Annotated in this window: 24 protein-coding genes; 23 read left to right on the top strand and 1 reads right to left on the bottom strand. The window is 65.0% G+C overall.

The genetic code is table 11. The annotated features are described in order from the left end of the window. The 9 genes from lysA to ACTAQI_RS08555 all read left to right on the top strand — a co-directional run bounded on the left by lysA (position 1) and on the right by ACTAQI_RS08555 (position 11,086). Positions 1-1,473 carry a diaminopimelate decarboxylase gene (lysA, locus tag ACTAQI_RS08595; protein WP_457950603.1) on the top strand — a complete coding sequence of 491 codons (1,473 nt, stop codon included), beginning with the start codon at positions 1-3 and terminating at the stop codon, positions 1,471-1,473. Next, positions 1,474-2,790 carry a homoserine dehydrogenase gene (locus ACTAQI_RS08590; protein ID WP_457950602.1) on the top strand — a complete coding sequence of 439 codons (1,317 nt, stop codon included), beginning with the start codon at positions 1,474-1,476 and terminating at the stop codon, positions 2,788-2,790. It begins immediately after the preceding gene. After that, positions 2,791-3,897 carry a threonine synthase gene (gene thrC / locus ACTAQI_RS08585; RefSeq protein WP_457950601.1) on the top strand — a complete coding sequence of 369 codons (1,107 nt, stop codon included), beginning with the start codon at positions 2,791-2,793 and terminating at the stop codon, positions 3,895-3,897. A 2-nt stretch (positions 3,898-3,899) separates the two neighbouring features. Then, the gene (gene thrB / locus ACTAQI_RS08580) at positions 3,900-4,874 is read left to right on the top strand and encodes a homoserine kinase (protein WP_457950599.1); all 975 of its coding nucleotides are present in this window, start codon (positions 3,900-3,902) and stop codon (positions 4,872-4,874) included. Between the two features lie 292 nt (positions 4,875-5,166). Continuing rightward, on the top strand, positions 5,167-7,293 hold the full coding sequence (rho, locus tag ACTAQI_RS08575) for a transcription termination factor Rho (RefSeq protein ID WP_457950598.1): 2,127 nt from the start codon (positions 5,167-5,169) through the stop codon (positions 7,291-7,293). 230 nt (positions 7,294-7,523) lie between these two features. Next, positions 7,524-8,597, top strand: coding sequence for a peptide chain release factor 1 (gene prfA / locus ACTAQI_RS08570; protein WP_307357591.1), 1,074 nt, complete (start codon positions 7,524-7,526; stop codon positions 8,595-8,597). Positions 8,598-8,610: 13 nt separating this feature from the next. Then, positions 8,611-9,510 carry a peptide chain release factor N(5)-glutamine methyltransferase gene (gene prmC / locus ACTAQI_RS08565; RefSeq protein ID WP_457950597.1) on the top strand — a complete coding sequence of 300 codons (900 nt, stop codon included), beginning with the start codon at positions 8,611-8,613 and terminating at the stop codon, positions 9,508-9,510. Beyond that, on the top strand, positions 9,507-10,319 hold the full coding sequence (locus ACTAQI_RS08560; protein ID WP_457950596.1) for an L-threonylcarbamoyladenylate synthase: 813 nt from the start codon (positions 9,507-9,509) through the stop codon (positions 10,317-10,319). Before prmC ends, ACTAQI_RS08560 begins: the two co-directional genes overlap by 4 nt. Continuing rightward, positions 10,319-11,086: a WecB/TagA/CpsF family glycosyltransferase gene (locus tag ACTAQI_RS08555; protein WP_457950595.1), complete on the top strand. Its 768-nt coding sequence runs from the start codon at positions 10,319-10,321 to the stop codon at positions 11,084-11,086. Before ACTAQI_RS08560 ends, ACTAQI_RS08555 begins: the two co-directional genes overlap by 1 nt. 4 nt (positions 11,087-11,090) lie before the next feature. On the opposite strand, the gene ACTAQI_RS08550 is transcribed toward ACTAQI_RS08555, so the two are convergent. Beyond that, positions 11,091-11,987: a glycosyltransferase gene (locus tag ACTAQI_RS08550; RefSeq protein WP_457950594.1), complete on the bottom strand. Its 897-nt coding sequence runs from the start codon at positions 11,985-11,987 to the stop codon at positions 11,091-11,093. 275 nt (positions 11,988-12,262) lie between these two features. On the opposite strand from ACTAQI_RS08550, the gene ACTAQI_RS08545 reads away from it, so the two are divergent. The 14 genes from ACTAQI_RS08545 (at position 12,263) to ACTAQI_RS08480 (ending at position 25,829) form a co-directional block, all read left to right on the top strand. Continuing rightward, on the top strand, positions 12,263-13,375 hold the full coding sequence (locus ACTAQI_RS08545; RefSeq protein ID WP_457950593.1) for an MraY family glycosyltransferase: 1,113 nt from the start codon (positions 12,263-12,265) through the stop codon (positions 13,373-13,375). A 109-nt stretch (positions 13,376-13,484) separates the two neighbouring features. After that, on the top strand, positions 13,485-13,967 hold the full coding sequence (locus tag ACTAQI_RS08540; protein WP_457950592.1) for a hypothetical protein: 483 nt from the start codon (positions 13,485-13,487) through the stop codon (positions 13,965-13,967). Continuing rightward, positions 13,960-14,298: an AtpZ/AtpI family protein gene (locus tag ACTAQI_RS08535; protein WP_457950591.1), complete on the top strand. Its 339-nt coding sequence runs from the start codon at positions 13,960-13,962 to the stop codon at positions 14,296-14,298. Before ACTAQI_RS08540 ends, ACTAQI_RS08535 begins: the two co-directional genes overlap by 8 nt. Before the next feature lie 81 nt (positions 14,299-14,379). After that, positions 14,380-15,180: a F0F1 ATP synthase subunit A gene (atpB, locus tag ACTAQI_RS08530; protein ID WP_457950590.1), complete on the top strand. Its 801-nt coding sequence runs from the start codon at positions 14,380-14,382 to the stop codon at positions 15,178-15,180. Between the two features lie 110 nt (positions 15,181-15,290). Next, on the top strand, positions 15,291-15,509 hold the full coding sequence (gene atpE / locus ACTAQI_RS08525) for an ATP synthase F0 subunit C (protein WP_003804776.1): 219 nt from the start codon (positions 15,291-15,293) through the stop codon (positions 15,507-15,509). A 54-nt stretch (positions 15,510-15,563) separates the two neighbouring features. After that, positions 15,564-16,115 (top strand): F0F1 ATP synthase subunit B, encoded by a 552-nt coding sequence (locus ACTAQI_RS08520; protein WP_457950589.1) that lies wholly within the window; start codon positions 15,564-15,566, stop codon positions 16,113-16,115. Continuing rightward, a complete protein-coding gene (locus ACTAQI_RS08515) occupies positions 16,115-16,942 on the top strand; it encodes a F0F1 ATP synthase subunit delta (RefSeq protein WP_457950588.1) in 828 nt (275 codons plus the stop codon). Before ACTAQI_RS08520 ends, ACTAQI_RS08515 begins: the two co-directional genes overlap by 1 nt. A 77-nt stretch (positions 16,943-17,019) precedes the next feature. Continuing rightward, complete coding sequence (gene atpA / locus ACTAQI_RS08510; RefSeq protein ID WP_457950587.1) at positions 17,020-18,657, top strand: F0F1 ATP synthase subunit alpha; 1,638 nt, start codon at positions 17,020-17,022, stop codon at positions 18,655-18,657. A gap of 73 nt (positions 18,658-18,730) precedes the next feature. Next, positions 18,731-19,621: a F0F1 ATP synthase subunit gamma gene (locus ACTAQI_RS08505; RefSeq protein ID WP_457950586.1), complete on the top strand. Its 891-nt coding sequence runs from the start codon at positions 18,731-18,733 to the stop codon at positions 19,619-19,621. Positions 19,622-19,703: 82 nt separating this feature from the next. Continuing rightward, positions 19,704-21,158 (top strand): F0F1 ATP synthase subunit beta, encoded by a 1,455-nt coding sequence (atpD, locus tag ACTAQI_RS08500; RefSeq protein ID WP_457950585.1) that lies wholly within the window; start codon positions 19,704-19,706, stop codon positions 21,156-21,158. Position 21,159: 1 nt separating this feature from the next. Further along, complete coding sequence (locus ACTAQI_RS08495; protein ID WP_050686789.1) at positions 21,160-21,444, top strand: F0F1 ATP synthase subunit epsilon; 285 nt, start codon at positions 21,160-21,162, stop codon at positions 21,442-21,444. 10 nt (positions 21,445-21,454) lie between these two features. After that, positions 21,455-21,886 carry a DUF2550 domain-containing protein gene (locus ACTAQI_RS08490; RefSeq protein ID WP_457950584.1) on the top strand — a complete coding sequence of 144 codons (432 nt, stop codon included), beginning with the start codon at positions 21,455-21,457 and terminating at the stop codon, positions 21,884-21,886. A 5-nt stretch (positions 21,887-21,891) separates the two neighbouring features. Further along, positions 21,892-23,220 (top strand): alpha/beta hydrolase, encoded by a 1,329-nt coding sequence (locus ACTAQI_RS08485; RefSeq protein WP_457950583.1) that lies wholly within the window; start codon positions 21,892-21,894, stop codon positions 23,218-23,220. Positions 23,221-23,252: 32 nt separating this feature from the next. Beyond that, complete coding sequence (locus tag ACTAQI_RS08480; RefSeq protein ID WP_457951021.1) at positions 23,253-25,829, top strand: phosphatidylglycerol lysyltransferase domain-containing protein; 2,577 nt, start codon at positions 23,253-23,255, stop codon at positions 25,827-25,829. The last annotated feature ends 4 nt before the right edge of the window (positions 25,830-25,833 follow it).

Genomic DNA, 25,833 nt, shown 5'->3' with positions numbered 1-25,833 from the left:
ATGACGCACCCAGCAGGACAGGCATCTCCGCTCGCCCCGGAGTGGCTCGCTGTTCCGGATGACCTCAACGCCCTTCACGAGCCCATGTGGGCCCGTGACGTAGCGCGCAACGAAAATGGCGAAATCAGCATTGGCGGCATTCCCGTCAGCGAGTTGCAGCGGCAATACGGCACGCCGCTTTTCGTGATGAGCGAGAACGACTTCCGTGCCAGGGCCAGGGCATTCAGCGACGCCTTCAACGACGCCTTCGCCGATATTTGCGGGGGAGTGGACGTCTACTACGCCGGAAAGTCATTCCTTTGCACCTCGGTGGTCCGCTGGGTGGAGGAAGAAGGGCTGCGCCTGGACACGGCCTCCGGCGGGGAGCTCGCCGTGGCGCGCCGGGCTGGAATTCCCGGCGCGGACGTCGCCCTGCACGGCAACAACAAGTCCGACGGCGAGATTCAGCGGGCCCTTGACATGGGCCTGGGCCGGATCGTGGTGGACAGCCTGGCCGAACTTGAACGCGTCGGCGCGATCGCGCAGGCCCGCGGGGAGCAGGCCAAGGTCATGCTGCGGCTCACCCCCGGCGTCCATGCCCACACGCACGAATTCATTGCCACCGCCCACGAGGACCAGAAGTTCGGCCTCTCCATGGCGGCCGACACCACCGATGAAGCCGGCGTCTCAGCCGCCGAGGAAGCAGTGGCTGCGGCGGCAGCCAACCCCGGCATTGAGCTGCTGGGCCTGCACTGCCACATCGGTTCGCAGATTTTCGAGCCGGACGGTTTTGCGCTTGCTGCCGAGAAGCTGCTGCGCTTCCTGGCCGCCATGCAGGAAAAGTACTCCATCACCATGCCGGAACTGGACCTTGGCGGCGGCTACGGGATTGCCTACACGCCCGTGGACACCCCGCGCCCCGCAGCGGAGATCGCCACCGCGATGGCCGCCGTCGTGCGTTCCACCTGCGCCGAGCTGGGCATCGACGCGCCGCGTATCTCCATTGAGCCCGGACGCGCCATTGTTGGCAGCACCACCTTCACCCTCTACGAGGTAGGCACGCTTAAGACAGTCCGCGTGGACGCGCCGGGCACCTCCGGCGACGGTGACGCGGGCAACAACGTTACGTATCCCCGCCGCTATGTTTCGGTGGACGGTGGCATGAGCGACAACGCCCGCCCGGTGCTGTACGACGCGGATTATTCGGCCGTCCTGGCCTCCCGCACCTCCGCCGCGGCCCCGCAGCTGTCCCGCGTGGTGGGCAAACATTGCGAGAGCGGCGACATAGTTGTTAGAGATGTATATCTGCCCGAGGACGTGGCAGCCGGTGATCTGCTTGCTGTACCGGGAACCGGCGCCTACTGCTGGGCCCTCTCGAGCAACTACAACTATCTGGCCCGGCCGGGCGTTGTCGCGGTGCGCGACGGATCTGCCCGGCTGATTGTCCGCGGGGAAACCGAAGAAGATTTGCTGAACCGCGACATGGGAGCCTGAATGACGGAAATGCGAACGCTGAAAGTGGCCCTGCTGGGCTGTGGCAACGTTGGAGCCCAGGTTGCGCGGATCCTTATTGAGGACGCCGACGCCCTTGCCGCCCGTACCGGAGCCCGCCTGCAGCTCAGCGGCATCGCCGTGCGCAACGTCAACGCCCCCCGCGACGTGGACCTGCCCCAGGAACTGTTCACCACTGACGCCGAAACACTCGTCAAGGACGCAGACCTGGTGATCGAACTGATGGGCGGCATCGAACCGGCGCGTACGCTGATCCTCTCCGCGCTGCGTAACGGCGCCTGCGTGGTCACCGGCAACAAGGCACTGCTGGCGCAGGACGGCCCCACACTCTACGAAGAGGCGGACAAGGCAGGCGTCCAACTTTCCTACGAGGCCGCGGTGGCCGGTGCCATCCCGATCCTCCGCCCCATCCGCGACAGCCTCTCGGGCGACCGGATCACCAAGGTGCTGGGCATCGTCAACGGCACCACCAACTTCATCCTTGACCAGATGGACACCACCGGCGCCCAGTTCTCGGACGCCCTCGCCGAAGCCCAGCGCCTTGGCTACGCCGAAGCGGACCCCACTGCCGACGTCGAAGGCCACGACGCCGCCGCCAAGGCCGCCATCCTCGCCTCGCTGTCCTTCCACACCCGCTTCGCGCTGGACGACGTCCACTGCGAGGGCATCACGTCCGTCAGTGCTTCAGACATCGCCGCCGCGAAAGACGCCGGCTTCGTCATCAAGTTGCTGGCCATCGCGGAAAAGCTGACCGACGCCGACGGCAAGGAAGGCGTGTCCGTCCGCGTGCACCCCACCCTCCTGCCGCGCGAACATCCGCTGGCCGCTGTCCGCGGTGCATTCAACGCGGTGTTCATCGAGGCTGAAAACGCCGGTGAGCTGATGTTCTACGGCCAGGGCGCCGGCGGCACCCCCACGGCATCTGCCGTCCTGGGCGACCTCGTCTCGGCAGCCCGCCGCCTGGTCCTGGGCGGTCCCGGCCGCACCGAAACCACCACGGGCCACGTTCCCGCGCTGCCCATCGACGCGGCCACCACCAGCTACTACATCGGCCTGGACGTTGCCGACCAGCCCGGTGTGCTGGCCAAGATCGCCCAGCTCTTCGCCGAGCATGGGGTCTCCATCGAAATCATGCGGCAGACCATCCACCGCGGCGCCGGATCCAACGTGGAGTCGGCCGAACTGCGGATCGTTACCCACCGCGCGTCAGAGGCTGCCCTTGCAGCCACCGTCGAGGCCGTGAAGGGCCTGGACGTCATCAATTCAGTTACATCCGTTTTGCGGGTAGAAGGAGTCTAAGTGGCTCACCAATGGCGCGGTGTCATCCGCGAATACGCTGACCGTCTGCCCGTCACGGAGTCCACCAGGGTCATCACCCTGGGCGAGGGCGGCACCCCGCTGGTGCACGCGCAGAAGCTTTCCGAACTCACCGGTTCCGACGTCTACCTGAAGGTGGAGGGGATGAATCCCACCGGCTCCTTCAAGGACCGCGGCATGACCATGGCGATGACCGCAGCGGTTGCCTCGGGTGCGAAGGCCGTTGTGTGCGCTTCCACCGGCAACACGTCCGCCTCCGCCGCTGCCTATGCAACGGCTGCCGGCCTCAAGTGCGCCGTCCTGGTGCCTGAAGGCAAGATTTCCATGGGTAAGCTCAGCCAGGCCATCGCCCACGGCGCCACCCTGCTCCAGGTGGATGGCAACTTTGACAACTGCCTGGACATCGCCCGCAAGCTGGGGGAGTCCTACCCCGTCTTCCTGGTGAACTCCGTGAACCCTGCCCGCATCCAGGGCCAGAAGACCGGTGCCTTCGAAGTGGTCGATTCGCTGGGCGACGCACCGGACATCCATGTCCTGCCCGTGGGCAACGCCGGCAACATCACTGCCTACTGGAAGGGCTACAAGGAGTACTCGGCGCCCTTCGAATCGGAAACGGCCGGGACGCTTCCCGCCGTGTCCACCAAGACACCGGCGATGTGGGGCTTCCAGGCCGCCGGTGCTGCCCCCTTCGTCGCCGGCCACCCGATCACCGAGCCGGACACCATCGCCACCGCCATCCGCATCGGAAACCCCGCTTCCTGGGATGGTGCAGTGGGCGCCCGTGACGAATCCGGTGGACTCATCGAGGCCGTCACCGATGAGGAAATCCTGAACGCCCACCGCTGGCTGTCAGCAAAGGAAGGCGTCTTCGTGGAGCCCGGTTCCGCCGCGGGCGTGGCGGGCCTGCTCAAGAAGCACGCCGCAGGCGAGGTCCCCAGCGGGAAGACCATCGTCATAACGGTCACCGGCCACGGACTCAAGGACCCCCAGTGGGCCCTGCGCACCGAGGACGGCAGTGATGTCCAGCCGGTCAAGGTTCCCAACGATGTTGTCACCGTTGCCGCTGAGCTGGGACTGGAAGAAAAATAGCCTTGGACGCCACCTCGCAGGCCGCCGTCGGACTGCAACTGATTGAGCCGGGCCAGCGCGTCACCGTCCGTGTCCCTGCCACCACGGCCAACCTCGGCCCCGGCTACGACAGCCTGGGACTCGCGCTGGCCCTGCATGACACCCTGACCGTGGAAAGCCTGGACACGGACCAGCTCCTGTTCGAGCTCAGCGGCGAGGGCGCTGACACCCTCCCGCGGGATGCCAGCCACCTGGTGGTACGCGCAATGGAGGCCGCCTTCGAGCGGCTGGGTTACCGCCACGGCGGGCTGAAGGTGACAGCGGAGAACGTCAACCCGCACGGGCGGGGGCTGGGCTCCTCCGCCTCCGCCGTGGTCGCCGCCGTTTCGGCCGCCAATGCAATGGTCCCTGCCGACAGCAGGCGCGGAAGGGACTGGGTCCTCCAGCTCACCAGCGAACTGGAGGGCCACCCGGACAACGTCGCACCCGCGATTTTCGGCGGACTGGCGCTGTCATGGCAGGACAGTGAGCAGTACAGCAGCACCAGCGCCACCGTTGCCGGTTCCATCATCCCTGTCGTGGCGGTACCCGACTTCGAACTCTCCACTGAGGCCGCCCGCGCCCTGCTGCCGGCATCAGTGGGACACCATGCAGCAGCGATGAATTCGGGCCGCGCAGCCCTGCTGATCCACGCCCTGACGCAGAAGCCTGAATTCCTGTTGCCGGGCACCGAGGATTACCTGCACCAGAGCTACCGGGCGGAAGCCATGCGGCCCAGTGCGGCACTGATCGGGGCACTCCGCAAAGCGGGCTACGCTGCAGTGGTTTCCGGGGCCGGGCCAACCGTCCTGGTGCTGGCCAACGGTGACGCCCAGGCCGCCGATGCACTCGCGTTCATTCAGGCCTTCACGGCGGAGAACACGCCGGACATCGGCTGGCGCGTGCTGAAGCTCGCAGTGGACGTTGAAGGTGCTAAGGTGGACGTGCACCGGCGGTAATTCCGCCTATCTGATCTGCTCCTGCATTCAGTTGCTGTTTGATCTACCACTGTGAATGTATTCCGGTGCCACCTGCTTGGTCTGTCGCAGGAATTTGCAGCATCCAACTGCCCCTGAAGCGTCAGTCAGGCGTTGGGCCGTGGGCCCAGCGCAAGGTGAATCAGTATCCGGCCCTGCTGGCCGAAATCCAACCGGCAAGGCTGAAATCCGGCTGCAGATCTGAACTGCAGCCCAGATCAAATCATCGCGTCCAGCTCCCAGTCTGGACGCCGTCGAGGGGGAAGGATCCTTCGTGACCGAAACCACTGAGCTGTCGCCAGCTGTGGAACACATAACTTCTGCTGCCGAATCAACGGCCGCACCCGCCAAGAGCAGCGGCCTCGCCGGCCTGAAGCTCGCCCAGCTGCAGGCCCTGGCCAGCCAGCTCGGTATCTCCGGCGGCTCCCGCATGCGGAAGGGGGACCTGGTTTCGGCCATCTCCGCCCACCGTGCGGGGACCCTTACCGTCAAGACTCCCGCGAAGGCCGCGGACAAGGCTCCGGAAAGCACCGTGGCTCCGGCCGCAGCCGCTCCGGAGGCCCCTTCCGCTGAAGCCCCTGCCGCTGAAGGCACCCGTGCCCGCGGACGCGGCCGGAGCCGCCGCGCCGTCAGCGACGGCGTGGTTGCCCCGGCAACCGAAGCTCCCGTCGTGGAAACCGCTGTCGCGCCTGCCGCCGCAGCCGTCGAGGCGCCGTCGGCCGCTCCTGCGGAGGCCCCCGAGGCAACGGAAGGCGCCCCCGAGCGCCGCCAACCGCGCACCCGCAACCGCCGCCGCGGGGAAGCCGCTGCCGCTCCCGTCCAGGAAGCACCGGTGGAAACCCCGGCAGAGCAGCCGGCCGCCGAACAGCGTTCAGGCGAGCAGCGCACCGAAGCCCCCGCAGAAGCGGGCGAGTCCGGCCAGCGCACCGAGCGCCGTGAAGGCGGCCGCACCCGCGGCCGCGACACCACCTCCCGCGACTCCGATGGCGGCCGAGACAACACCGGCAGCCGCGAGGCAGGCCAGCGCGACGGCGGCCGGGATAACCGTGACAACGACGACTCCGACGGCGGAAGCCGCCGCAACCGCCGTAACCGCCGCGACCGGAATGACCGGAACGACCGTTCAGGCGGCCAGGACCGGGACAACTCCCGCAACGACCGCTTCCGCGACCGCAACGACCGCCGCCGCGGACGCAACCAGGGTCCGGAAGTGGACGACGTCGAGGTTACCGACGACGACGTCCTGCTGCCGGTCGCCGGCATCCTTGACGTCCTGGAGAACTACGCGTTCATCCGCACCTCCGGCTACCTGCCCGGCCCCAATGACGTCTACGTCTCCCTGGCCCAGGTCAAGAAGTACAACCTGCGCAAGGGCGACGCCGTGGTGGGCGCAATCCGTGCACCGCGTGACGGCGAAGACCGCAGCCAGCAGTCCACCCGCCAGAAGTTCAACGCACTGGTCCGCGTCACGTCCGTCAACGGCAAGACCCCGGAAGAGCTCAAGGACCGCGTTGAGTTCGCCAAGCTGGTACCGCTCTACCCGTCCGAGCGCCTGCGCCTGGAGACCGACCCCAAGAAAATCGGTCCCCGCGTCATCGACCTAGTTGCCCCGATCGGCAAGGGCCAGCGTGGCCTGATCGTCTCCCCGCCCAAGGCCGGTAAGACGCTCATCCTGCAGTCCATCGCCAACGCAATCACCACCAACAACCCTGAGGTCCACCTCATGATGGTGCTGGTTGACGAACGGCCCGAAGAAGTCACGGACATGCAGCGCACCGTCAAGGGCGAGGTCATTGCCTCCACCTTCGACCGTCCCGCCGACGACCACACCACCGTGGCCGAACTCTCCATCGAACGCGCCAAGCGCCTCGTGGAAATGGGCATGGACGTGGTGGTCCTGCTGGACTCCATGACCCGCCTGGGCCGCGCCTACAACCTGGCAGCACCGGCCTCCGGCCGCATCCTGTCCGGTGGTGTGGACTCCGCAGCCCTCTACCCGCCCAAGCGCTTCTTCGGTGCCGCCCGCAACATCGAAAACGGCGGCTCGCTCACCATCCTGGCCACCGCTCTCGTCGAGACCGGCTCCAAGATGGACGAGGTCATCTTCGAAGAGTTCAAGGGCACCGGCAACATGGAGCTCCGCCTGTCCCGCCAGCTGGCAGACAAGCGCATCTTCCCGGCAGTGGACGTCAACGCCTCCGGTACCCGCCGCGAAGAGAACCTGCTCTCGCCCGAAGAGGTCAAGATCATGTGGAAGCTGCGCCGCGTCCTCTCCGGACTCGAGACCCAGCAGAGCCTTGAACTGCTCACCAACAAGATCCGGGAAACCCAGAGCAACGTCGAGTTCCTCATGCAGGTCCAGAAGACGACGCTTGGCGCGAAGTCGGATAACGACAAGTAGCTGAGTTCGGGGCGGGGTCGGCGCATATTTTTGCCGGCCCCGCCCCTTTGTCGTTCGGTTTTTTGCCGCCCCCGCCCCTACGCGTGGTGGCCACGTCCTGACGGACTTTGGCCACCACGCTCCGGCAGGCCCAATGCCACTCCCGGGGCGGCAAAAAACCGCCCGACCTGCGTTCGTCCCACCTAACGCGCGGCATTACTAGACTTGTACAAGTCGAAAGAGGTTTATAGATGTTTGAGTCCGTACAGGGCCTGCTTGATGAGCATGACTCCATCCAGGCGCAGCTGGGGGATCCTGCTGTTTATGCTGACCAGCGGCTTGCCCGGAAGCTGGGGCGGCGGTCGGCTCAGCTCAATGGCATTGTTGAGGCGTACCACAAGTGGGAAGGCATCCGCGACGATCTTGCTGCCGCCAAAGAGATGGCTGCCGAGGATCCCGAATTTGCCGCCGAGGTGCCTGAACTCGAAGCCGCGCTGGAAACTGCAGCCGCCAAGCTCCGGCGCCTGCTGATTCCCCGCGATCCCGACGATGCCCGCAATGTCATCCTTGAGGTCAAAGGCGGTGAAGGCGGCGACGAGGCTGCCCTGTTTGCCGGTGACCTGCTGCGCATGTACACCCGGTACGCGGAGTCCCGCGGCTGGAAGACCGAAATCATCTCCGCCACCGAGTCCGACCTTGGCGGGTACAAGGACGTCCAGGTGGCCGTCAAGGGCAACTCGAATGACCCCGCCGAAGGCGTCTACGCCCGGCTCAAGTTCGAAGGCGGCGTGCACCGCGTCCAGCGCGTGCCCGTGACCGAGTCGCAGGGCCGTATCCACACGTCCGCTGCCGGCGTCCTGGTGCTGCCCGAAGTTGACGAGCCCGAAGAGCTCGAGATCAACCAGAACGACCTCAAGATCGATGTCTACCGCTCCTCGGGTCCGGGCGGGCAGTCCGTGAACACCACTGACTCCGCCGTCCGCATCACGCACCTTCCCACCGGCATCGTGGTGGCCATGCAGAACGAGAAGTCCCAGCTGCAGAACCGTGAAGCCGGCATGCGAGTCCTGCGGGCACGCATCCTGGCGCACCAGCAGGAGCAGATCGACGCCGAGAACTCAGCCCAGCGGAAGTCGCAGATCCGCACGATGGACCGCTCCGAGCGCATCCGCACCTACAACTACCCGGAAAACCGGATTGCGGACCACCGGACCGGATACAAGGCCTACAACCTGGACCAGGTGATGAACGGGGACCTGGAGCCGGTCATCCAGTCCGCGATCGAGATGGATGAGCAGGCGCGGCTGGACGCCATCGGCGACTGACCGGAAAGCTGCCATGACCGAGCCCACCCAGGCGGTGCCTGCCCAGTCCCTGGCTGCAGCGGTCCGCGAGGCCGCTGCAGTCCTGGCCGAGGCCGGCGTTCCGAGCCCCCGGGCCGACGCCGAACTCCTGGCCGACCATCTCCTCAATGTCGGGTTGGGGCGCCTGCGCTCCCTGATGCTCGGCGATACCCCCGCGCCGCCGGGATACGCCGAGCTTGTGGCCGAACGTGCACGCCGCATCCCGCTGCAGCACATCACCGGGACAGCGCACTTCCGCTACCTTGAACTGGCCGTGGGGCCCGGGGTGTTCATCCCGCGGCCGGAGACCGAATCCGTGGTCCAGCTGGCCATCGACCATGTCAAAAACATGCCGCACCCCCGGATCGTGGACCTGGGGACAGGATCCGGGGCGATTGCGGGTTCCATCGCACACGAAGTACGCGGCGCCGAAGTGCACGCGGTCGAATTCAGCCCGTTCGCGTACGCCTGGGCGGCAAGAAACCTTGCGCCGCTGGGCGTCAACCTGGTCCTGGGGGACCTTCGCCACGCCTTTCCGGAACTCAACGGAAGCGTCGACGTCGTCATTTCCAACCCGCCGTACATCCCCGCAGAAGCCGTCCCCAACGAACCCGAAGTAGCGCTGCACGACCCCCCGGAGGCCTTGTACGGCGGGGGAGCGGACGGCATGGAACTTCCGACGGCGGCAGCGGCCTCCGCTGCCCGGCTGCTGCGGCCGGGGGGCTACTTCGTCATGGAACACGCGGAAGTCCAGGCCGGCTGGATTGCCAACATGCTTGCCCGTACCGGAGCATGGACGGCGATCACGACGCACCTGGACCTCAACGGCAAGGAGCGCGCCACCAGCGCCGTGCTCGCGGACCAGACCACACGGAATGAAAGAATGGGCCAGTGACCACAACTTATGACTGCACCATCGACGACGAGCGGGCCAGGGGCCTCGAGGACGCCCAGCGTGCCATCAGCGAAAAGAAGTGCGTCGTGCTCCCCACGGACACCGTTTACGGGATCGGCGCGGATGCGTTTTCGCCGCAGGCCGTCACCATGCTGCTGGTATCAAAGGGACGCAGCCGCACCATGCCGCCGCCCGTCCTGATCCCGCGCATCAACGCACTTGACGGCCTGGCCACCGAAGTTTGCGCGGACGCCCGCAAGCTGGCCGAGGCCTTCTGGCCCGGCGGCCTGACCCTGATCCTGCACGCACAGCCCTCGCTGGACTGGGATCTGGGCGAAACCAAGGGGACCGTTGCGCTGCGGATGCCCGCGGACGAAGTCGCCCTGGAGTTGCTGACCCTGACCGGCCCCCTCGCCGTGTCCTCCGCGAACCGCACCGGCCAGGCTCCGGCCCAGACGGCCGCGGCGGCACGGGAACAGCTGGCGGATTCCGTGGAGGTCTACCTGGAAGGCGGCCAGCGCCCCCTGGAGGGCGAAGCGGGCGTGCCGTCGACCATCGTGGACGCCACCGGACCCATCCTGCGCGTGGTGCGCAACGGGGCAGTGAGCCTGGACCGGTTGCGCGAGCACGTCCCGGGCGTCCTGGGCCTGGGTGAAATCCCGATGGCAGAAGAGGAGCCAGCCCCGGAACAGTCCGGCGCGGGGGATGCACAGAACGACGCCGGGCCCGCACCTGACGCCTCCGGCTCATCCGCCGTGACGGGTCCGGGCGCAGAATCCACCGCGCCGGCCGGGAACCAGCAGCCTTGATGGCGCTGGACCGCCAGCAGATTCCGGTCCTGGATGTCCACGCCACTCCGTTGCGGGTCCCCGAGCTGGTTGCGGAACTGAGCAGCTTCGTGGCGGACGGATCCACCCGTACCGTCCTGGGCCACAACCTGCACAGCGTCACCCTCACCTTGTCCGACGACGGTTTTAGGCGCCTTTACGAGGACAGCGACGTGGTGCTCCTGGACGGAGCACCCGTGCTGTGGCTGTGGGGCAGGACCGGCAACGCCGAAGGCCCCGTCATGGACTACAGGTTGGGCTCCACGGACTGGCTGCCGGCACTGGACCAGGTACGCGGTCTGGAGCGGATTGCCGTGGTCGGCGCCGGGCCCGAAGCGAACGCCGGGGCAGTCAGCCGGCTGAAGGGCATTGTTCCAGGCGCCCGCGTATCCGGTTTTCCCGGCGAGGGGTGGGATCCTGCCCTGGAGGAAGCAGCGGTTTCCTGGCTGCACCGGGAACAGCCGCAGCTGGTCCTGCTTGGCCTGGGCATGCCGCTCCAGGAGGAAGTGCTGCAGCGGCGGCTGGGTGATATGCCACCGGCTGTCTACTGCGCCGTGGGCGGCGCCATCGAGCAGTTGGCCGGGGTCCAGAAGCTAGCCCCCCGGTGGCTCGGCCGGATGGGCCTTGAGTGGGCCTGGCGCCTGCTCCTGCATCCCCGCCGCGTGGCCTACCGTGTGCTGGGGGAGCCCTGGGTCCTGCTGTGGCTCCTCGCAGCCCGAAGGCTCAGGAAACAGGGACCCAGCAGGTAGCTTCCTAGAACTTCTGGTCCTCCAGCGGGGCAAAGCCCCTGCCCCTCAGGCCTGCGCCAAATGCACGCGCCCAGCCCAGGAAGCCCGGAAGATCGCGGCGCTGCAGGAAATAGCCCACGTACCCGCCGACGTCGGCAACGAATGAGCGCACCCGGAAATACCGGCGGATGAGGTAGCCGCGGTTCCGGTAATAGTAGTAGCGCTTGAAGGCGGAGTCCGGAACGATCACGTGCCAGCGGGCACCGTAGACATGCTGCGTTTCACTGAAGGCATGCGGGTGCGTGATGGCGGTGGTGGTGACGGTGCCAAAGCGGATCCCGGCCTTGCGGAGCCGGATGGTGAAATCAACCTCATCGCCGCGGATGAACAGACGCATATCCGGCAGGCCCACCCTGAAGAACACGTCCGAGCGGATCAGCGCGCCGTTGAAGAAGTGGCCGTCGTCCGGAAGGAAGCCAAGTTTCTCCACCTCAGCCCGGTCGTGCGTGACCTTGCCATCAAGGCGGAAGAAAAAGGACAGCCGGTCGGGATGGCCGGGCGCCGTGACCAAAGGGACCACCGCCTCGAGGTCGCGTGCCTCAGCCTCCCGAAGCAGCGTGGCGAGGCATTCCGGATCTGCCGGCTCGGCGTCGTCGTCCATCATCCAGATCCAGCGCGCACCGCTGGCCACTGCCTTGAGCGCGGCCAGCGCGAACCCCCCGGCGCCGCCCAGGTTCGCTTCGGAACGGACATAGTCAACGTTGGCGTGTGCCGCCGCCACGTCCGCAGCCGGAGTGGTGCCGCTGTCCACCAGGCAAATCGTATCCACGGACTGGCTCTGCGCATTGACCGAATCCAGCAGGACGGACAGTTCCTTGGGTCGGTCGAACGTCACGGCAGCAACCGCAATGCGGGGGGTCATGGGGGTCCTTTCAGCATGGCCGCCAGGGAGTTCCCCACCTGTTGTGCGCCCGTGTGGCGCGGAGCCATGGTGCCGGTGGCACTAGTATCTTTGACTAGAGTCCACTGTAATACAGCCCTGTAAGGCACCGAACACTGCCTGCTGCGCGCTCGGCGACGGAGAAGTTTCATTTATCGAAGAACAGATTCCCGGCCCGTGAGCCCACCCACCCAGCACCGGCTGCCAACGCAGCTGAGCGGCTTCGGCACCATCACTCTCGAAGCGGTGCCCGTCCCATGATCATGTACCTGCTGATGGGGCTTACCGCCGCCATTGTCTCCTACGCAGCCACCTGGGGAGCCCGGATCGTGGGGCACCGGCTGGAACTGCACCTGCCCATCCGAAGCCGCGACATGCATTCGACGCCTGTGTCCCGGCTGGGCGGGGTGGCGATCTTCCTGGGCGTCATGGTGGCGCTGGTGGTTGCAAGCCAGTCCTTCTTCGTCAGGGACATCTACCGGAACAACTTCTCGCCCTGGGGTGTCCTGGCCGGCGCCGCCGTGATCGTCCTGGTGGGCGTAGCCGACGACCTGCTGGACATCCGGTGGTGGGTGAAACTAATCGGCCAAAGCGCCGCCGGACTGACAGTGGCCATCTGGGGTGTCCAGATGACCATCGTTCCCTGGGTGCCGGAACCCATCTATCTCCAGGACGGAACGCTCCGGGTGGTGCTGACCGCCGGGCTGATCGTCACCACCATGAACGCCTTCAATTTCATCGACGGACTGGACGGCCTTGCCGCCGGGGTGGCCGTCATCGGCGGCACGGCATTCTTCTTCACCGCCTACTGGGTGCACCGGAACGCGGTGCTGCTGGACTATTCGGACCTGGCCACCCTCATTACGGCCGTGCTGGTGGGCGGCTGCCTGGGCTTCCTGCCGCACAACTTCTTTCCCTCCAAAATCTTCATGGGCGACTCCGGTGCCATGCTGATCGGACTCCTCATGGCCTCGGCCGGCGTCGTGTCAACGGGGCAGATCACCTCGGGCCTCTACGACCGCGCCAACGGTATCTCCACCGTCATACCCATCCTGCTTCCCTTCGCCGTCCTTTTCCTCCCGCTGCTTGACCTGGGACTGGCCGTAGTCCGCCGGACAGCCCGCGGGCGTTCGCCCTGGTCGGCGGACCGCGGCCACCTGCACCACAAGCTGCTGGACATCGGCTATTCGCACCGCACCGCGGTGATCCTGCTGTACTTGTGGACTGCCGTACTGTCGTTCGGCGGCCTGGCGTTCGCCGTCTTCCCCTGGCACATCGTGCTCGCGGTGGATATCTTCGCCACGCTGGTCATGGGACTGGTGACCGCATGGCCGTACCTGTCCCGCGGCAGTGGGGAAACTGCGGCGTAACGCGGTTCTGAATTATTTCTATCTCGTGTAGAATTTAGTGGCAGCCCAAGCTGCCACTCCACCCCCTGCCTCCTGGCGATCTGCCATGTGGTGCCGACGATTGGATCGCATGACCTCCAACGCCGAGTCCGGACCTGCCTCCGGCAATGGACCCGTTGGTACGTCAGGTCCCACCCGTTCGCTCTGGCTGAACCTGCTTAAGCGCAGTTCGATTGCCGCCACGGCCGGACTTGTGCTGTGTGCAGTCCCGGCCAGCCTCCTCAACGGGGCAACCGGGGCAGTATCCAGCTTCCTTGGCGGCCTGCTGGTGATGCTGTTCTTTGGCATCAGCCTCCTCGTCGGGCACTTCGTGGGTCGCCGCAACCCCTCCGGTGCGATTGGGGTGTTCGTGGCCACCTACTTCATCAAGGTAGTTGGCTTCGCGGTGGTCCTGTTCGTCATCGGCGCTCCGGAATGGCTTCACGGCCGTTGGTTCGTCATTGGCGCTGTAGTGGCCGTCGTCCTTTGGCAGGCAGCGGAGATCCATGGATTCAGCAGGGCCCGCCTCCAGATCTACAACGATCCAGAAGACAGGGGAGCAACCGATGCGTGATCCGAAAAAAGCGGCAGGCGCCGCCCACGGCAAACGCGGCTCCCACGGCTCCGCGCCGGTTGCTTCCGACGCATCCAACGATGGCGGCTACAACGCTGGAATGGCTGTATTCAGCTACATCATTGGCGGAATCATCGTCTGGAGTTTGATAGGGTGGGGACTGGATTATCTGTGGGGAACGCGCTGGATTGTGCTCGCAGGCGCTCTGCTTGGAGCCGTCGGAGGTTTCTACCTTTCCCACATGCACGGCCTCACCAGTTCCCGCAAACATGCTGATGGGCGCCATGCTCCCAGCGCACCGTCCCAGGACGGAGAAGATAATGCCAAATAATTTCACAGGGGGAACAGCAGGCTGTCACGCTGCCGGACCCCGCCCAACGCCCAATGATGGACACTGCAGAGAGGAAACGCGTTGATCGCGCTTGCGCTCCCGGCCCAAGATTCAGGAGAGTTCACTCCTCCTGGTATTAACGAAATGCATTTGCCGGCAATTCTGCCGTGGGGTGCCGCAGAAGGATTTTCCAAGCAGATGCTGCTTGTCCTCCTCTCTGTCGTCTTTATCGCAGTCTTCTTCGTGCTCGCCGCACGCAAGCAGCAGCTGGTACCCGGCAAGCTCCAGTTCGCCGGCGAAGCCGCTTACGGTTTTGTCCGCAACGGCATTGCCAAGGACATCATCGGCGGCAGGGACTTCATCAAGTACGTCCCCCTGCTGTTCAGCCTGTTCTTCTTCATCCTGGTCAACAACATCTACGGCGCCATCCCGGTGTTCCAGCTCCCCACGTTCTCGCACGTGGGTGGAGCGTACGTGCTGGCCGGCCTGGTGTACATCACCTGGATCGCCATCGGCGTCAAGAAGAACGGCCTGCGGTACTTCAAGCTGGCCACCGTCCCATCGGGCGTTCCGTGGTACATCCTGCCGATCGTTATTCCGATCGAAATCATCTCCAACTTCGTTGTCCGGCCCGTCACGCACAGCCTCCGTCTGTTCGCGACCATGCTCGCCGGCCACCTGATCGTGATGATCGCCGGTTCCGGCATTGAGTACCTCATCATGCAGGAGAACTTCCTGCTGAAGGGAACCTCCGTCCTGGTCCTTGCAGGTGCCATCGCCATGTACATGCTCGAGGCCCTGATCATGGTCCTGCAGGCCTACGTCTTTACGCTGCTGACCGCGATCTACATCGAAGGCGCCCTGCACGCCGACAGCCACTAGGCACGTCGCCCGGGGCAGGACGCTCCGACGGCACACCACAGTCTTCCCCTTGCGGGGATGAAGCAACCCAAACAACCTGCCACACAAGTGGCATCTTGAAAGGAAAAAAAATGGAAGGCTCCATCAACGGCTCCCTCAACCTCATCGGCTATGGCCTCTCGGCTATCGGCGGTGGTATCGGTGTGGGTCTCGTGTTCGCTGCCTACATCAACGGCGTTGCACGCCAGCCGGAAGCCCAGCGCGTCCTGCAGCCGATCGCATTCCTTGGCCTGGCGCTGACCGAAGCACTCGCCATCCTGGGCCTGGTCTTCGCTTTCGTTCTCAAGTAAACCTTCAGAACTTCAGCGAACATTCAGAACCGAGTAGATAAGGACGGGTGAAATATGCATCAGCTGATCATCTCAGCCGCCGCTGAAGGCGACGTCAACCCACTTATTCCCAATGGCTGGGAAATGCTGGTTGTCTTCGTGGGCTTTGCCATCCTCTTCTTCATCGTGGTCAAGTTTGTTGTCCCGATGTTCGAGAAGACCTTCGCAGAGCGTGCCGAGGCCATCGAAGGCGGCATCGCCAAGGCTGAAAAGGCCCAGGCTGAGGCGTCTGCTGCACTCGAAGAGTACAAGCAGCAGCTGACCGACGCCCGCACCGAAGCCAACCGCATCCGTGAGGAAGCCCGCGCCGAAGGTGCTCAGATCCTCGCGGATCTCAAGGAGAAGGCGGCAGCAGAGTCTGCCCGCATCACCGCACAGGCCCACGCACAGATCGAATCCGAGCGCCAGGCGGCCGTTGTGTCGCTGCGCTCTGAGGTAGGCACCCTGGCCACCACCCTTGCCGGTCGCATCGTGGGCGAGTCCCTCGACGACGACGCACGCGCAGGGCGGGTAGTGGACCGCTTCCTGGCAGATCTGGAGTCCCAGAACGCAGGTGCAGCTAAGTAATGGCAGGCGTATCGAGCGAATCGCTGGCAACAGCGCTGGCGGAGTTGGAAGCAAAGCTTCCGACGGCGTCGCTGCAGCTGGCAAAGGAACTCTTCGGAATTCTGGGAATGGTGGACAGCTCGGCTGGCTTGCGCCGCGCCCTGACTGACCCGTCCCGCAACGGTGACGAAAAGTCGGCGCTGGTCAAGCAGCTGGTTGGCGGGAAAGTCTCCGCTGATGCTGCAGACATCGCAGGCGGACTGGCCAGCTCACGCTGGGCAAACGCCCGTGATATCGGCGATGCACTCGAGACTCTTGCCGCAACGGTGGTCATTTCCGTTGCCGAAAACAAGTCGGCCGTTTCTGCCTCCGGAATCACTGGCCTGGAAGAGCTGGAGAACGATCTGTTCTCCTTCAACCAGGCTGTTGCCTCCAGCCACGAGGTACAACGTGCTCTGTCCGAACCACAGGCCAGCAGTGCAGCCCAGGTTGCGCTTGCCGAGAAGCTTGTGCCAGCTGCCAGTGAGGAAGCCAAAGTCCTCATTGCACAGGCTGTGACCCAGCCCCGTGGCATCAAGCCCACCCGGCTTGTGCAGCGGTTCGCCGAGCTGGCAGCCAAGCGGCAGCAGCGCTGGATTGCAACGGTCAGCGTGACCCGTCCTTTGACCCAGACGCAGCTTGCCCGCCTGCAGGCCGGCCTAAATGCCCTGTACGGACGGGAACTGAAGGTCAACGTCAATGTTGACCCGGCACTCATTGGCGGCATCCGCGTCCAGGTCGGTGACGAAGTGCTTGACGCTTCGGTTCTCACCAAGCTGGGCGAACTGCAACGCCAGCTGGCCGGTTAGCCGGACAAGCACAACAAACTGATAGAAACCCAGGTCACCGATTGCGGTGACCACAAACAGGAGAGCAGGGACTGCAGATGGCCGAATTGACCATCAACGCCGACGACGTCCGTAATGCGCTGAACGAGTTCGCGGCGTCCTACGAACCCGGAAACGCAGAGCGCGTAGAGGTCGGCCGCGTAACCACCGCTGGTGACGGCATCGCCCGTGTTGAGGGCCTTCCCTCGGTCATGGCGAACGAGCTGCTTCGTTTTGAGGACGGCACCCTGGGCCTCGCCCAGAACCTCGACGTCCGCGAAATCGGAGTCATCGTCCTCGGTGACTTCACCGGGATCGAAGAAGGCCAGGAAGTGCACCGCACCGGACAGGTTCTGTCCGTCCCCGTGGGCGACGCCTTCCTGGGCCGCGTCGTCGACCCCTTGGGCATGCCCATCGACGACCTCGGCGAGATCAAGGCCGAGACCACCCGCGCCCTGGAGCTCCAGGCTCCCGGCGTGACCCAGCGCAAGTCTGTGCACGAACCGATGCAGACCGGCCTCAAGGCGATCGACGCCATGATCCCGATCGGCCGCGGCCAGCGCCAGCTCATCATTGGTGACCGCCAGACCGGTAAGTCCGCCATCGCCATCGACACGATCATCAACCAGAAGGCCAACTGGGCTTCGGGCGATGTGACCAAGCAGGTCCGCTGCATCTACGTGGCCATCGGGCAGAAGGCGTCCACCATCGCCGCCATCCGCCAGACCCTCGAGGACAACGGCGCGCTGGAGTACACCACCATCGTGGCTTCTCCCGCCTCTGACCCCGCAGGCTTCAAGTACCTGGCTCCGTACGCAGGCTCGGCCATCGGCCAGCACTGGATGTACGGCGGCAAGCACGTCCTCATCGTGTTCGATGACCTGTCCAAGCAGGCCGAAGCCTACCGCGCCGTGTCGCTGCTGCTGCGCCGCCCGCCGGGACGCGAAGCCTACCCGGGCGACGTCTTCTACCTGCACTCCCGCCTGCTGGAGCGTTGTGCCAAGCTCTCCGACGAGCTCGGTGCCGGTTCCATGACGGGCCTGCCGCTGATCGAGACCAAGGCGAACGACGTGTCCGCCTACATCCCGACCAACGTCATCTCCATCACCGACGGCCAGATCTTCCTGCAGTCCGACCTCTTCAACGCCAACCAGCGCCCCGCTGTTGACGTGGGTGTCTCGGTGTCCCGCGTTGGCGGTGCCGCCCAGGTAAAGTCCATGAAGAAGGTCTCCGGTACCTTGAAGCTGGACCTCGCCCAGTACCGCGACATGCAGGCGTTCGCGATGTTCGCATCCGACCTGGACGCAGCATCCCGCCAGCAGCTGACCCGCGGTGCCCGCCTGATGGAACTGCTCAAGCAGGGCCAGTACTCGCCGTTCCCGGTGGAGGACCAGGTTGTGTCCATCTGGGCCGGCACCAACGGCTACCTGGACGACGTCCCGGTAGAGGACATCAGCCGCTTCGAGGCCGAGTTCCTGGAGCACCTGCGCCACAAGTCTTCGATCCTCACCACGCTGGCCCAGACCAACGTGCTGGACGACGACACCGCTGCGGCCTTGAAGTCCTCGATCGTCGACTTCAAAAAGGGTTTCTTCGGTGAGGGTGACAACCACCTGGTAGGAGCCGGCCACGAGGAGCATGACGCCATCTCCGAGGGCGAAGTCGACCAGGAAAAGATCGTCAAGCAGAAGCGCTAGTTCCGCTTTATCCGGGTGTGCCGGGCCAAATGGCCCGGCACACCCGGCTACGGAATGTTAGGAAAGGATAAGTATGGGAGCCCAGATCCGGGTCTACCGCCAGAAGATCAGCTCGACGACGTCGATGCGCAAGATCTTCAAGGCGATGGAACTGATCGCTACCTCGCGCATCGGGAAGGCCCGTGCGCGCGTAGCAGCTTCACTGCCTTACGCGAACGCGATCACGCGCGCCGTTTCTGCTGTCGCCAGCCAAAGCGAAATCGACCACCCGCTGACCACTGAGCCGGAGCAGATCCGCCGCGCCGCAGTCCTGGTAATCACCTCGGACCGCGGTTTGGCAGGTTCCTACTCCGCCAGCGTCCTCAAGCAGGCGGAAGGTCTCAACGAGCTGCTCCACGCCGAAGGCAAGGAAGTAAAAACCTACCTCGTGGGCCGCAAAGCCCAGGCCTACTTCGACTTCCGGAACCGCGAGTACACGCGTGTCTGGACCGGAGGCACGGACGCGCCCGAGTTCGCAACCGCCCGTGAGATCGGCGAAGCGCTGCTGGCAGAATTCGCAACTGACTTCGAAGAGGGCGGCGTGGACGAAATCCACGTTGTCTACACCCGCTTCAAGTCCATGGTCACCCAGGAGCCGACCGTCATCCGCCTGCTCCCGCTTGAAGTTGTGGAGGAGCATGCCGCGTCCGAATCGGATCTCCTGCCGCTGTACGAGTTCGAGCCGGAAACGGAGCGTGTCCTTGACGCCCTGCTCCCGCGCTATATCGAATCCCGTATCTTCGCAGCCATGTTGCAGGCAGCAGCTTCCGAGCTCGCCGCCCGCCAGCGGGCGATGAAGTCCGCAGGCGACAATGCGACGGACCTGATCAAGAAGTACACGCGTCTGCGCAACACGGCCCGCCAGGCGGAAATTACGCAGGAACTTTCCGAGATTGTTGCCGGTGCCGACGCCCTCGCGTCGTAGCCTCCACTGCCTCGGTTCCGCGTAACCAGCACCACCACAGATAGACTTAACCCCACGCCATCTACTGAATGAAGTGAGAGAGATGACTGCCACTGCTACCGAACACGTAGCCGCAACGTCCGGTGCAACCGGCCGTATTGCGCGCGTAATCGGCCCGGTTGTCGACGTCGAATTCCCGGCTGACGCAATCCCGTCAATCTACAACGCCCTCACCACCGAGATTACTCTCAACGGTGAAACCAAGACCATCACCTTCGAAGTTGCGCTGCACCTCGGCGACAACCTCATCCGCGCGATTTCGCTGCAGGCGACCGACGGCCTTGTCCGCGGCACCAACGTGGTGGACACCGGTGCCCCGATTTCCGTCCCGGTTGGCGACGGCGTCAAGGGCCACATCTTCAACGTCCTGGGCCAGCCCCTGGATGTTGCCGAGTCGGAGCTGGAGATCAGCGAACGCTGGCCCATCCACCGCAAGGCACCGAGCTTCGCTTCGCTCGAAGGCTCCACCGAGATGCTGGAAACCGGCATCAAGGTCATCGACCTCCTCACCCCCTACATCAAGGGTGGAAAGATCGGCCTGTTCGGCGGTGCCGGCGTGGGCAAGACTGTTCTGATCCAGGAAATGATCACCCGTGTTGCACGCAACTTCGGCGGTACCTCGGTCTTCGCCGGTGTGGGCGAGCGTACGCGTGAAGGTAACGACCTCTGGGTTGAAATGGAAGAGGCAGGCGTCCTCAAGGACACGGCCCTTGTCTTCGGCCAGATGGACGAGCCGCCGGGAACGCGTCTGCGCGTGGCCCTGTCCGCACTGACCATGGCGGAGTACTTCCGCGATGTGCAGAACCAGGACGTGCTGCTCTTCATCGACAACATTTTCCGCTTCACCCAGGCCGGCTCCGAGGTCTCGACCCTGCTGGGCCGCATGCCTTCGGCCGTGGGCTACCAGCCCAACCTGGCGGATGAGATGGGCCTCCTTCAGGAGCGCATCACCTCCACCAAGGGCCACTCCATCACCTCGATGCAGGCCATCTACGTTCCCGCAGATGACTACACCGACCCGGCTCCGGCCACGACGTTTGCCCACCTCGATGCGACCACGGAACTTTCCCGTGAAATCGCCTCCCGTGGTCTGTACCCGGCCGTTGACCCGCTGACGTCCACCTCACGTATCCTGGACCCCCAGTACATCGGACAGGACCACTACAACACGGCCGTCCGTGTGAAGCAGATCCTGCAGAAGAACAAGGAACTCCAGGACATCATCGCCATCCTCGGTGTCGATGAACTCTCCGAAGAGGACAAGATCGTCGTGTCGCGTGCACGCCGCATCCAGCAGTTCCTGTCCCAGAACACCTACACCGCCAAGCAGTTCACCGGCGTCGAGGGCTCCACGGTTTCCATCAAGGACACCGTTGAAGGCTTCTCGGCAATCTGCGACGGCGAACTTGACCACATCGCGGAGCAGGCGTTCTTCAACGTCGGCGGCCTCGATGACGTTGAGCGCCAGTGGGCCAAGATCCAGGAACAGACCAAGTAATATGGCTGAGCTTGAGGTTGAGATTGTCGCAGCGGACCACTTCGTGTGGTCCGGAGCGGCCAAGATGGTCAAGGCCCGCACCAGCGATGGTGAAATCGGAATCCTGCCCGGCCACTCGCCCCTGCTGGCGATCCTGGCCGAGGGTGAACTGGCAATCCAGCCGGTAACCGGGGACCGTATTGCGGTAGACGTGGACGGTGGATTCTTCTCCGTTGACAACAACCGCGTGGTGATCGTTGCTGACAACGCCCAGCTGGGCGGCTCGGCTACCGCTGGGATCCGCTAGCACGACCTTGATGGACGCACCGGGTATTTCGTTCATCGCACTGGCAATCGCGTTCGGATTGCTGATTTTTGCACTGTGCCTTTCGGGGGTGCGCCGCTTTAACCTGCGGCGTGCCCTCGGCACGGTGGACGCCTCCATTTGCGTAGCTGGGAACAGCTGGCAGATGGGGGTTTGTCGTTATCAGGACAACGACCTCGAATGGTTCAGGCTCATCTCCCTGAGCGTCCGCCCCAAGTACACGTTCAAGCGCAGTTCCCTGGAGCTGGTGGGCCGCCGGAAGCCCACCGAAGCCGAGGCCGTAAAGGTCCAGCCGGATGTGGTGATCGTCGAACTCCGGTACGAGGGACAGGACCTGCACTTCGCGATGAAATTCGACGCGTACACGGGTCTGTCATCCTGGCTGGAAGCTGGTCCGGTCATTGGCGTGGGGACCTGGCGCTAGCCAACGTGGACTGGCTTTCAGACATCCGGCTCACGGACGGTCCACTGTATGGGACTGTCCTGGTATTGGGAGTGGGCGGCGCAGCCTACCTCCTGGTGCCGCCCTGGCGTGCCTCCATGATTCCCATGCAACGGGCGCGCACATGGGCGGTGCGCATCCTGGCTGCAGCGGCCGCAGCCTTTGCCCTGGTGGCTACGGTCCACTGGGCCCTGATCAATATCTTCACTGTCTTCCCTGAGGACCTGCCGGATCCGGTCCTGCTGTGGCTGGTGCCCGGTGTTGCGGCCCTGATCCTGGGCCTGCTCCGGCTGCCCAGGACCAGCTGGCGCGGACGCGGGGGAGGGATCCTTGCCGCACTCCTGGTGGTACTGCTGTCGGCGATCCAGATCAACGCCTATTTTGGCCTGAACAGGACAGTAAGCGACCTGCTGGGAACGGCCCTGGCCCGGATACCAGTGCTTGAGCAGGACGCCATGCGGCACCCAGGAGAATCCGACGGCGTACCGCTTCAGGGCTGGAAGCCGGACGGGGAGTTGCCGGCCGGAGGCGTCCTGCGAAAGTCCGCAATCCCGGGACCGGTGTCCGGAATGACCACGCGGGACGCTTTTATCTACCTTCCACCGGCTTACTTTGCTGCCAACCGGCCTGCGTTGCCGGTGCTGGTCCTGGTTGCCGGCCAGCCCGGCGGCCCGGCAGACTGGCTTACCGGCGGCGCAATCCGCGGCCATATGGATTCCTTCGCCGCCGCACACGGCGGAGTGTCCCCGGTAGTGGTCATTCCTGACCCCAACGGATCCCAGTCCGCCAACACCATGTGCATGGACAGCCGCATCGCCAAGGCAGACACCTACCTTTCGCAGGACGTACCGCGCTGGATCAGTTCCACACTGGCGGTGGATACCAACCACAGCCACTGGGCCGTGGGCGGCTTCTCCTTCGGCGGCACCTGCGCAGTGCAGATGGGCACGCGGCATCCCGACATCTACGCTGACGTGCTGGCATTCTCCAGCGAGGCCGAACCCGCCATTGCCAAGGAGCGGCAAAAGACCATTGACGCTGCCTTCCCCGGAAACCCTGAAGAATTCACCAAGCAGACTCCACTGGAGATCATGAAACACCAACGGTTTGACTCCAGCGGCATGTACCTCACTGCAGGCCAGAACGATCCGGAGTTCGTGGGGAACCTCCGTACATTGGCCGCGGCGGCAGAGAATGCGGGCTTCACGGTGCAGGCACAAGTGGTGGAGCACACCGGCCACTCCTGGGATACGTCTTCCAAGCGTTTCGCGGATGCACTGCAGTTCCTCGGCAATCAGTGGGGCCTGCAGTGGTGAGCACAGGGAAACCGGACCGCACGGTCGTCCTGATGTGGGCCGCCGTCGGGCGCCCGGCTGTGCAGCAGGCTCTGGGAACGCTGAAGTCCATGCCCTTCACCCTGGGCGTGGTTATTGCCTTCCTGGCTGCCGCTGCCCTGACGGGAAGCTTCCTGGACGGGCCGCCGGAGCGGCTCCTGGGACTTGCCTCTGTGAGCGGTCCCGGCCTGCGGGACGGGCAGTGGTGGTCGCTGTTCACCAGCCTTTTCTTCGCCACAAACCCGCTGGCCTACCTCACGGCGTCACTGATGATCGTCCTGCTGCTCGGACTCGCAGAGCGCAAGCTTGGCCGGCGGGCCGCCGTCGGACTGTTCTTTGGCGGCCAGTTCGCTGCCGTCACCGTGTTCCTGCTGGTGACGCAGCTGGCCGGGTATGTGGGTGACGGCTGGCTGGACCGGATGGCCAAGGACAGCCTCATCGGCCCCTACGCCCCGGTGCTGACGGCGGGCCTGGCCGCCAGTGCCCGGATCACGCTGCTGTGGCAGCGCCGGCTCCGCACCGCGGTGCTGTCCATCTCGATCCTGCTGGTCCTCTACGTGGGACACGCCGAAACCATCATCGGCCTCATCGGTGCCCTCCTTGGCCTCCTTGCGGGCTGGTGGATCCAGGGCGACCAGGGGCGGCTCCACCGCCACCGGTCCACCGGGCGCGAGACCAGGAACCTCCTGGCCCTGACCGTTGCCGTGTTTGCCGTAGGCCCCATCCTGACCGGAATAACGCGCGCACCCACGGGCCCGCTGGCCCTGCTGCGCGACGTGGTGCTGAGTCCGATGCCCACGCTCAGCCAACTCGTCTTCAACTGCGGCGCCACCGTTGACGCCTCCTGCCTGGAAACCGGACGGGCAGGGTTTGCCGGACCGTTCGGGTTGGCGCTGGCAGTGGTGCCGGTCATCCTGTTGCTGATCTGCGCGGATGGAATGCGCCGGGGCCGCCGCCTGGCGCTCAATATTGCCCTGGCCATTCAGCTGGCCGTCACGGCACTGGCGGCGGTCTACCTTGCCCTGTTCGCCCTCGTTCCCTCGCGCCTGCAGGGAACGCACGCAACGCCGCTGTCCTCGGCGTTCGCCCATGTGCTTCCTCTTGTGGTTGTCCCGCTGCTGCTGGCGGTGGTCCTGTGGCTCAACCGCCGGCAGTTCCGGGTGCAGACCCGCCCCGGCGCCCGACGCGCCCTCGGAACCGTGGTCTGCGGAACATGGCTTGCCCTGGCCAGTTCCTATACCGTGGCCTGGTTCTGGTCCGGCGGGCTGGCCCGTGACGGCGGGCTGCTGGGCCTTTTCGCGGAGTTGGCCCGGCAGTACGTTCCGGTGCCCATTCCGCAGCATTTCCGCCGGGTCTTCCCGGAGCAGGACAGCGCCGAAGCCCTGCTGTTCGCCTACTCGGGTCCGGTGTTCTGGCTCGTGGCCCTGGTGGCAGTGTGGTGGGTGCTCGTGGGCCGGAACCACGGCCTGAACTTCGGGCGGCAGGACCGGGACCGGGCCCGGCACCTGCTCCACCAGGGCGGTGGCCCACTGTCCTGGATGGCGCTGTGGGAGCCCAACACGTACTGGTTCAGCCCGGACGGCGCAGGGGCTGTCGCCTTCCAGCAGCACGGGACGGTGGCCCTGACCCTGGGCGGTGCTTTCGGTGAGCGCAAGGCAGAGCAGCGCGTGACAGAGGGGTTCCTGGACTACTGCCGCAGCCAGGCGATGATCCCCGCGCTGTATTCCTGTGACGACACGCTGTGGCCGGCGCTCAGGGAACGTGGCTTCTCCCGGGTGGCCGTGGCCCAGGAGACCCGGCTTGCACTGAACGAGCTGGAGTTCAAGGGCAAGGAATGGCAGAACGTCAGGACGGCCCTGAACCGGGCCTCCAAGCTGGGGGTCCATGCGGTCTGGGGCTCCTACCATTCGCTGCCGGCAGCACTCCGGTCACGGTTGAACGAAGTGTCAGAGGAATGGGCGGCCGGCAAGTCCGTTCCGGAGATGGGCTTCACCCTTGGCGGAGTGGACGAGCTCGATGACGACGAAGTCCTTTGCTGCCTGGCCGTGGACGGAAACGGGGCGGTCCACGGCGTGACCAGCTGGCTTCCGGTGTACGACGGCGGGCGGCTGGTCAGCCGGACGCTGGACGTCATGCGCCGGGGCAGTGAGGGGTTTCCGGGAGTGATGGAATTCCTGATCGCCTCCGCCGTGCTCGAGCTGCGCGATTCCGTGGACATGATCTCCCTGTCCGGCTCGCCGCTTGCCAGCCGTCCGGAGGGCCATCCCGGCCGGGGAGAAAGTCCAGAGGGCACAGTCTCCGGGGACACAGCGGAGGAGGACGGCAGGCAGGAAGACGCAGCAACAACGGATGAGGGCGCGCAGAACCTCGTGCGGATCCTGGATCTGGTTGGCCATGCGCTTGAGCCGGTGTACGGCTTCCGCTCCCTGGCAGCGTTCAAGTCCCGCTTCAAGCCGGAGTACCGGGCCCTCTACCTGTACTACCAGGACCCGCTGCACCTGCCTGCGATTGGCCGGGCGCTGACCCGCGCCTACCTGCCCGGGCTTTCCCTGGCACAAGGTGCCCGGCTGGTCCGCAAATTGGTCACCTGAGGCG

It is taken from the genome of Pseudarthrobacter sp. alpha12b (assembly GCF_054130495.1).
The sequence above is the reverse complement of the archived record's forward strand: the minus strand, read 5'-3'. Positions and strand labels throughout refer to the sequence as shown.

What these genes read in the sequence shown, in the direction of transcription:
- lysA (WP_457950603.1), top strand. Translation starts at nt 1, where the DNA reads ATGACGCACCCAGCAGGACAGGCATCTCCGCTCGCCCCGGAGTGGCTC.
- ACTAQI_RS08590 (WP_457950602.1), top strand. Translation starts at nt 1,474, where the DNA reads ATGACGGAAATGCGAACGCTGAAAGTGGCCCTGCTGGGCTGTGGCAAC.
- prfA (WP_307357591.1), top strand. Translation starts at nt 7,524, where the DNA reads ATGTTTGAGTCCGTACAGGGCCTGCTTGATGAGCATGACTCCATCCAG.
- prmC (WP_457950597.1), top strand. Translation starts at nt 8,611, where the DNA reads ATGACCGAGCCCACCCAGGCGGTGCCTGCCCAGTCCCTGGCTGCAGCG.
- ACTAQI_RS08555 (WP_457950595.1), top strand. Translation starts at nt 10,319, where the DNA reads ATGGCGCTGGACCGCCAGCAGATTCCGGTCCTGGATGTCCACGCCACT.
- ACTAQI_RS08550 (WP_457950594.1), bottom strand. Translation starts at nt 11,987, where the DNA reads ATGACCCCCCGCATTGCGGTTGCTGCCGTGACGTTCGACCGACCCAAG.
- ACTAQI_RS08545 (WP_457950593.1), top strand. Translation starts at nt 12,263, where the DNA reads ATGATCATGTACCTGCTGATGGGGCTTACCGCCGCCATTGTCTCCTAC.
- ACTAQI_RS08540 (WP_457950592.1), top strand. Translation starts at nt 13,485, where the DNA reads ATGACCTCCAACGCCGAGTCCGGACCTGCCTCCGGCAATGGACCCGTT.
- ACTAQI_RS08535 (WP_457950591.1), top strand. Translation starts at nt 13,960, where the DNA reads ATGCGTGATCCGAAAAAAGCGGCAGGCGCCGCCCACGGCAAACGCGGC.
- atpE (WP_003804776.1), top strand. Translation starts at nt 15,291, where the DNA reads ATGGAAGGCTCCATCAACGGCTCCCTCAACCTCATCGGCTATGGCCTC.
- ACTAQI_RS08520 (WP_457950589.1), top strand. Translation starts at nt 15,564, where the DNA reads ATGCATCAGCTGATCATCTCAGCCGCCGCTGAAGGCGACGTCAACCCA.
- ACTAQI_RS08515 (WP_457950588.1), top strand. Translation starts at nt 16,115, where the DNA reads ATGGCAGGCGTATCGAGCGAATCGCTGGCAACAGCGCTGGCGGAGTTG.
- atpA (WP_457950587.1), top strand. Translation starts at nt 17,020, where the DNA reads ATGGCCGAATTGACCATCAACGCCGACGACGTCCGTAATGCGCTGAAC.
- ACTAQI_RS08505 (WP_457950586.1), top strand. Translation starts at nt 18,731, where the DNA reads ATGGGAGCCCAGATCCGGGTCTACCGCCAGAAGATCAGCTCGACGACG.
- atpD (WP_457950585.1), top strand. Translation starts at nt 19,704, where the DNA reads ATGACTGCCACTGCTACCGAACACGTAGCCGCAACGTCCGGTGCAACC.
- ACTAQI_RS08495 (WP_050686789.1), top strand. Translation starts at nt 21,160, where the DNA reads ATGGCTGAGCTTGAGGTTGAGATTGTCGCAGCGGACCACTTCGTGTGG.
- ACTAQI_RS08490 (WP_457950584.1), top strand. Translation starts at nt 21,455, where the DNA reads ATGGACGCACCGGGTATTTCGTTCATCGCACTGGCAATCGCGTTCGGA.
- ACTAQI_RS08480 (WP_457951021.1), top strand. Translation starts at nt 23,253, where the DNA reads ATGTGGGCCGCCGTCGGGCGCCCGGCTGTGCAGCAGGCTCTGGGAACG.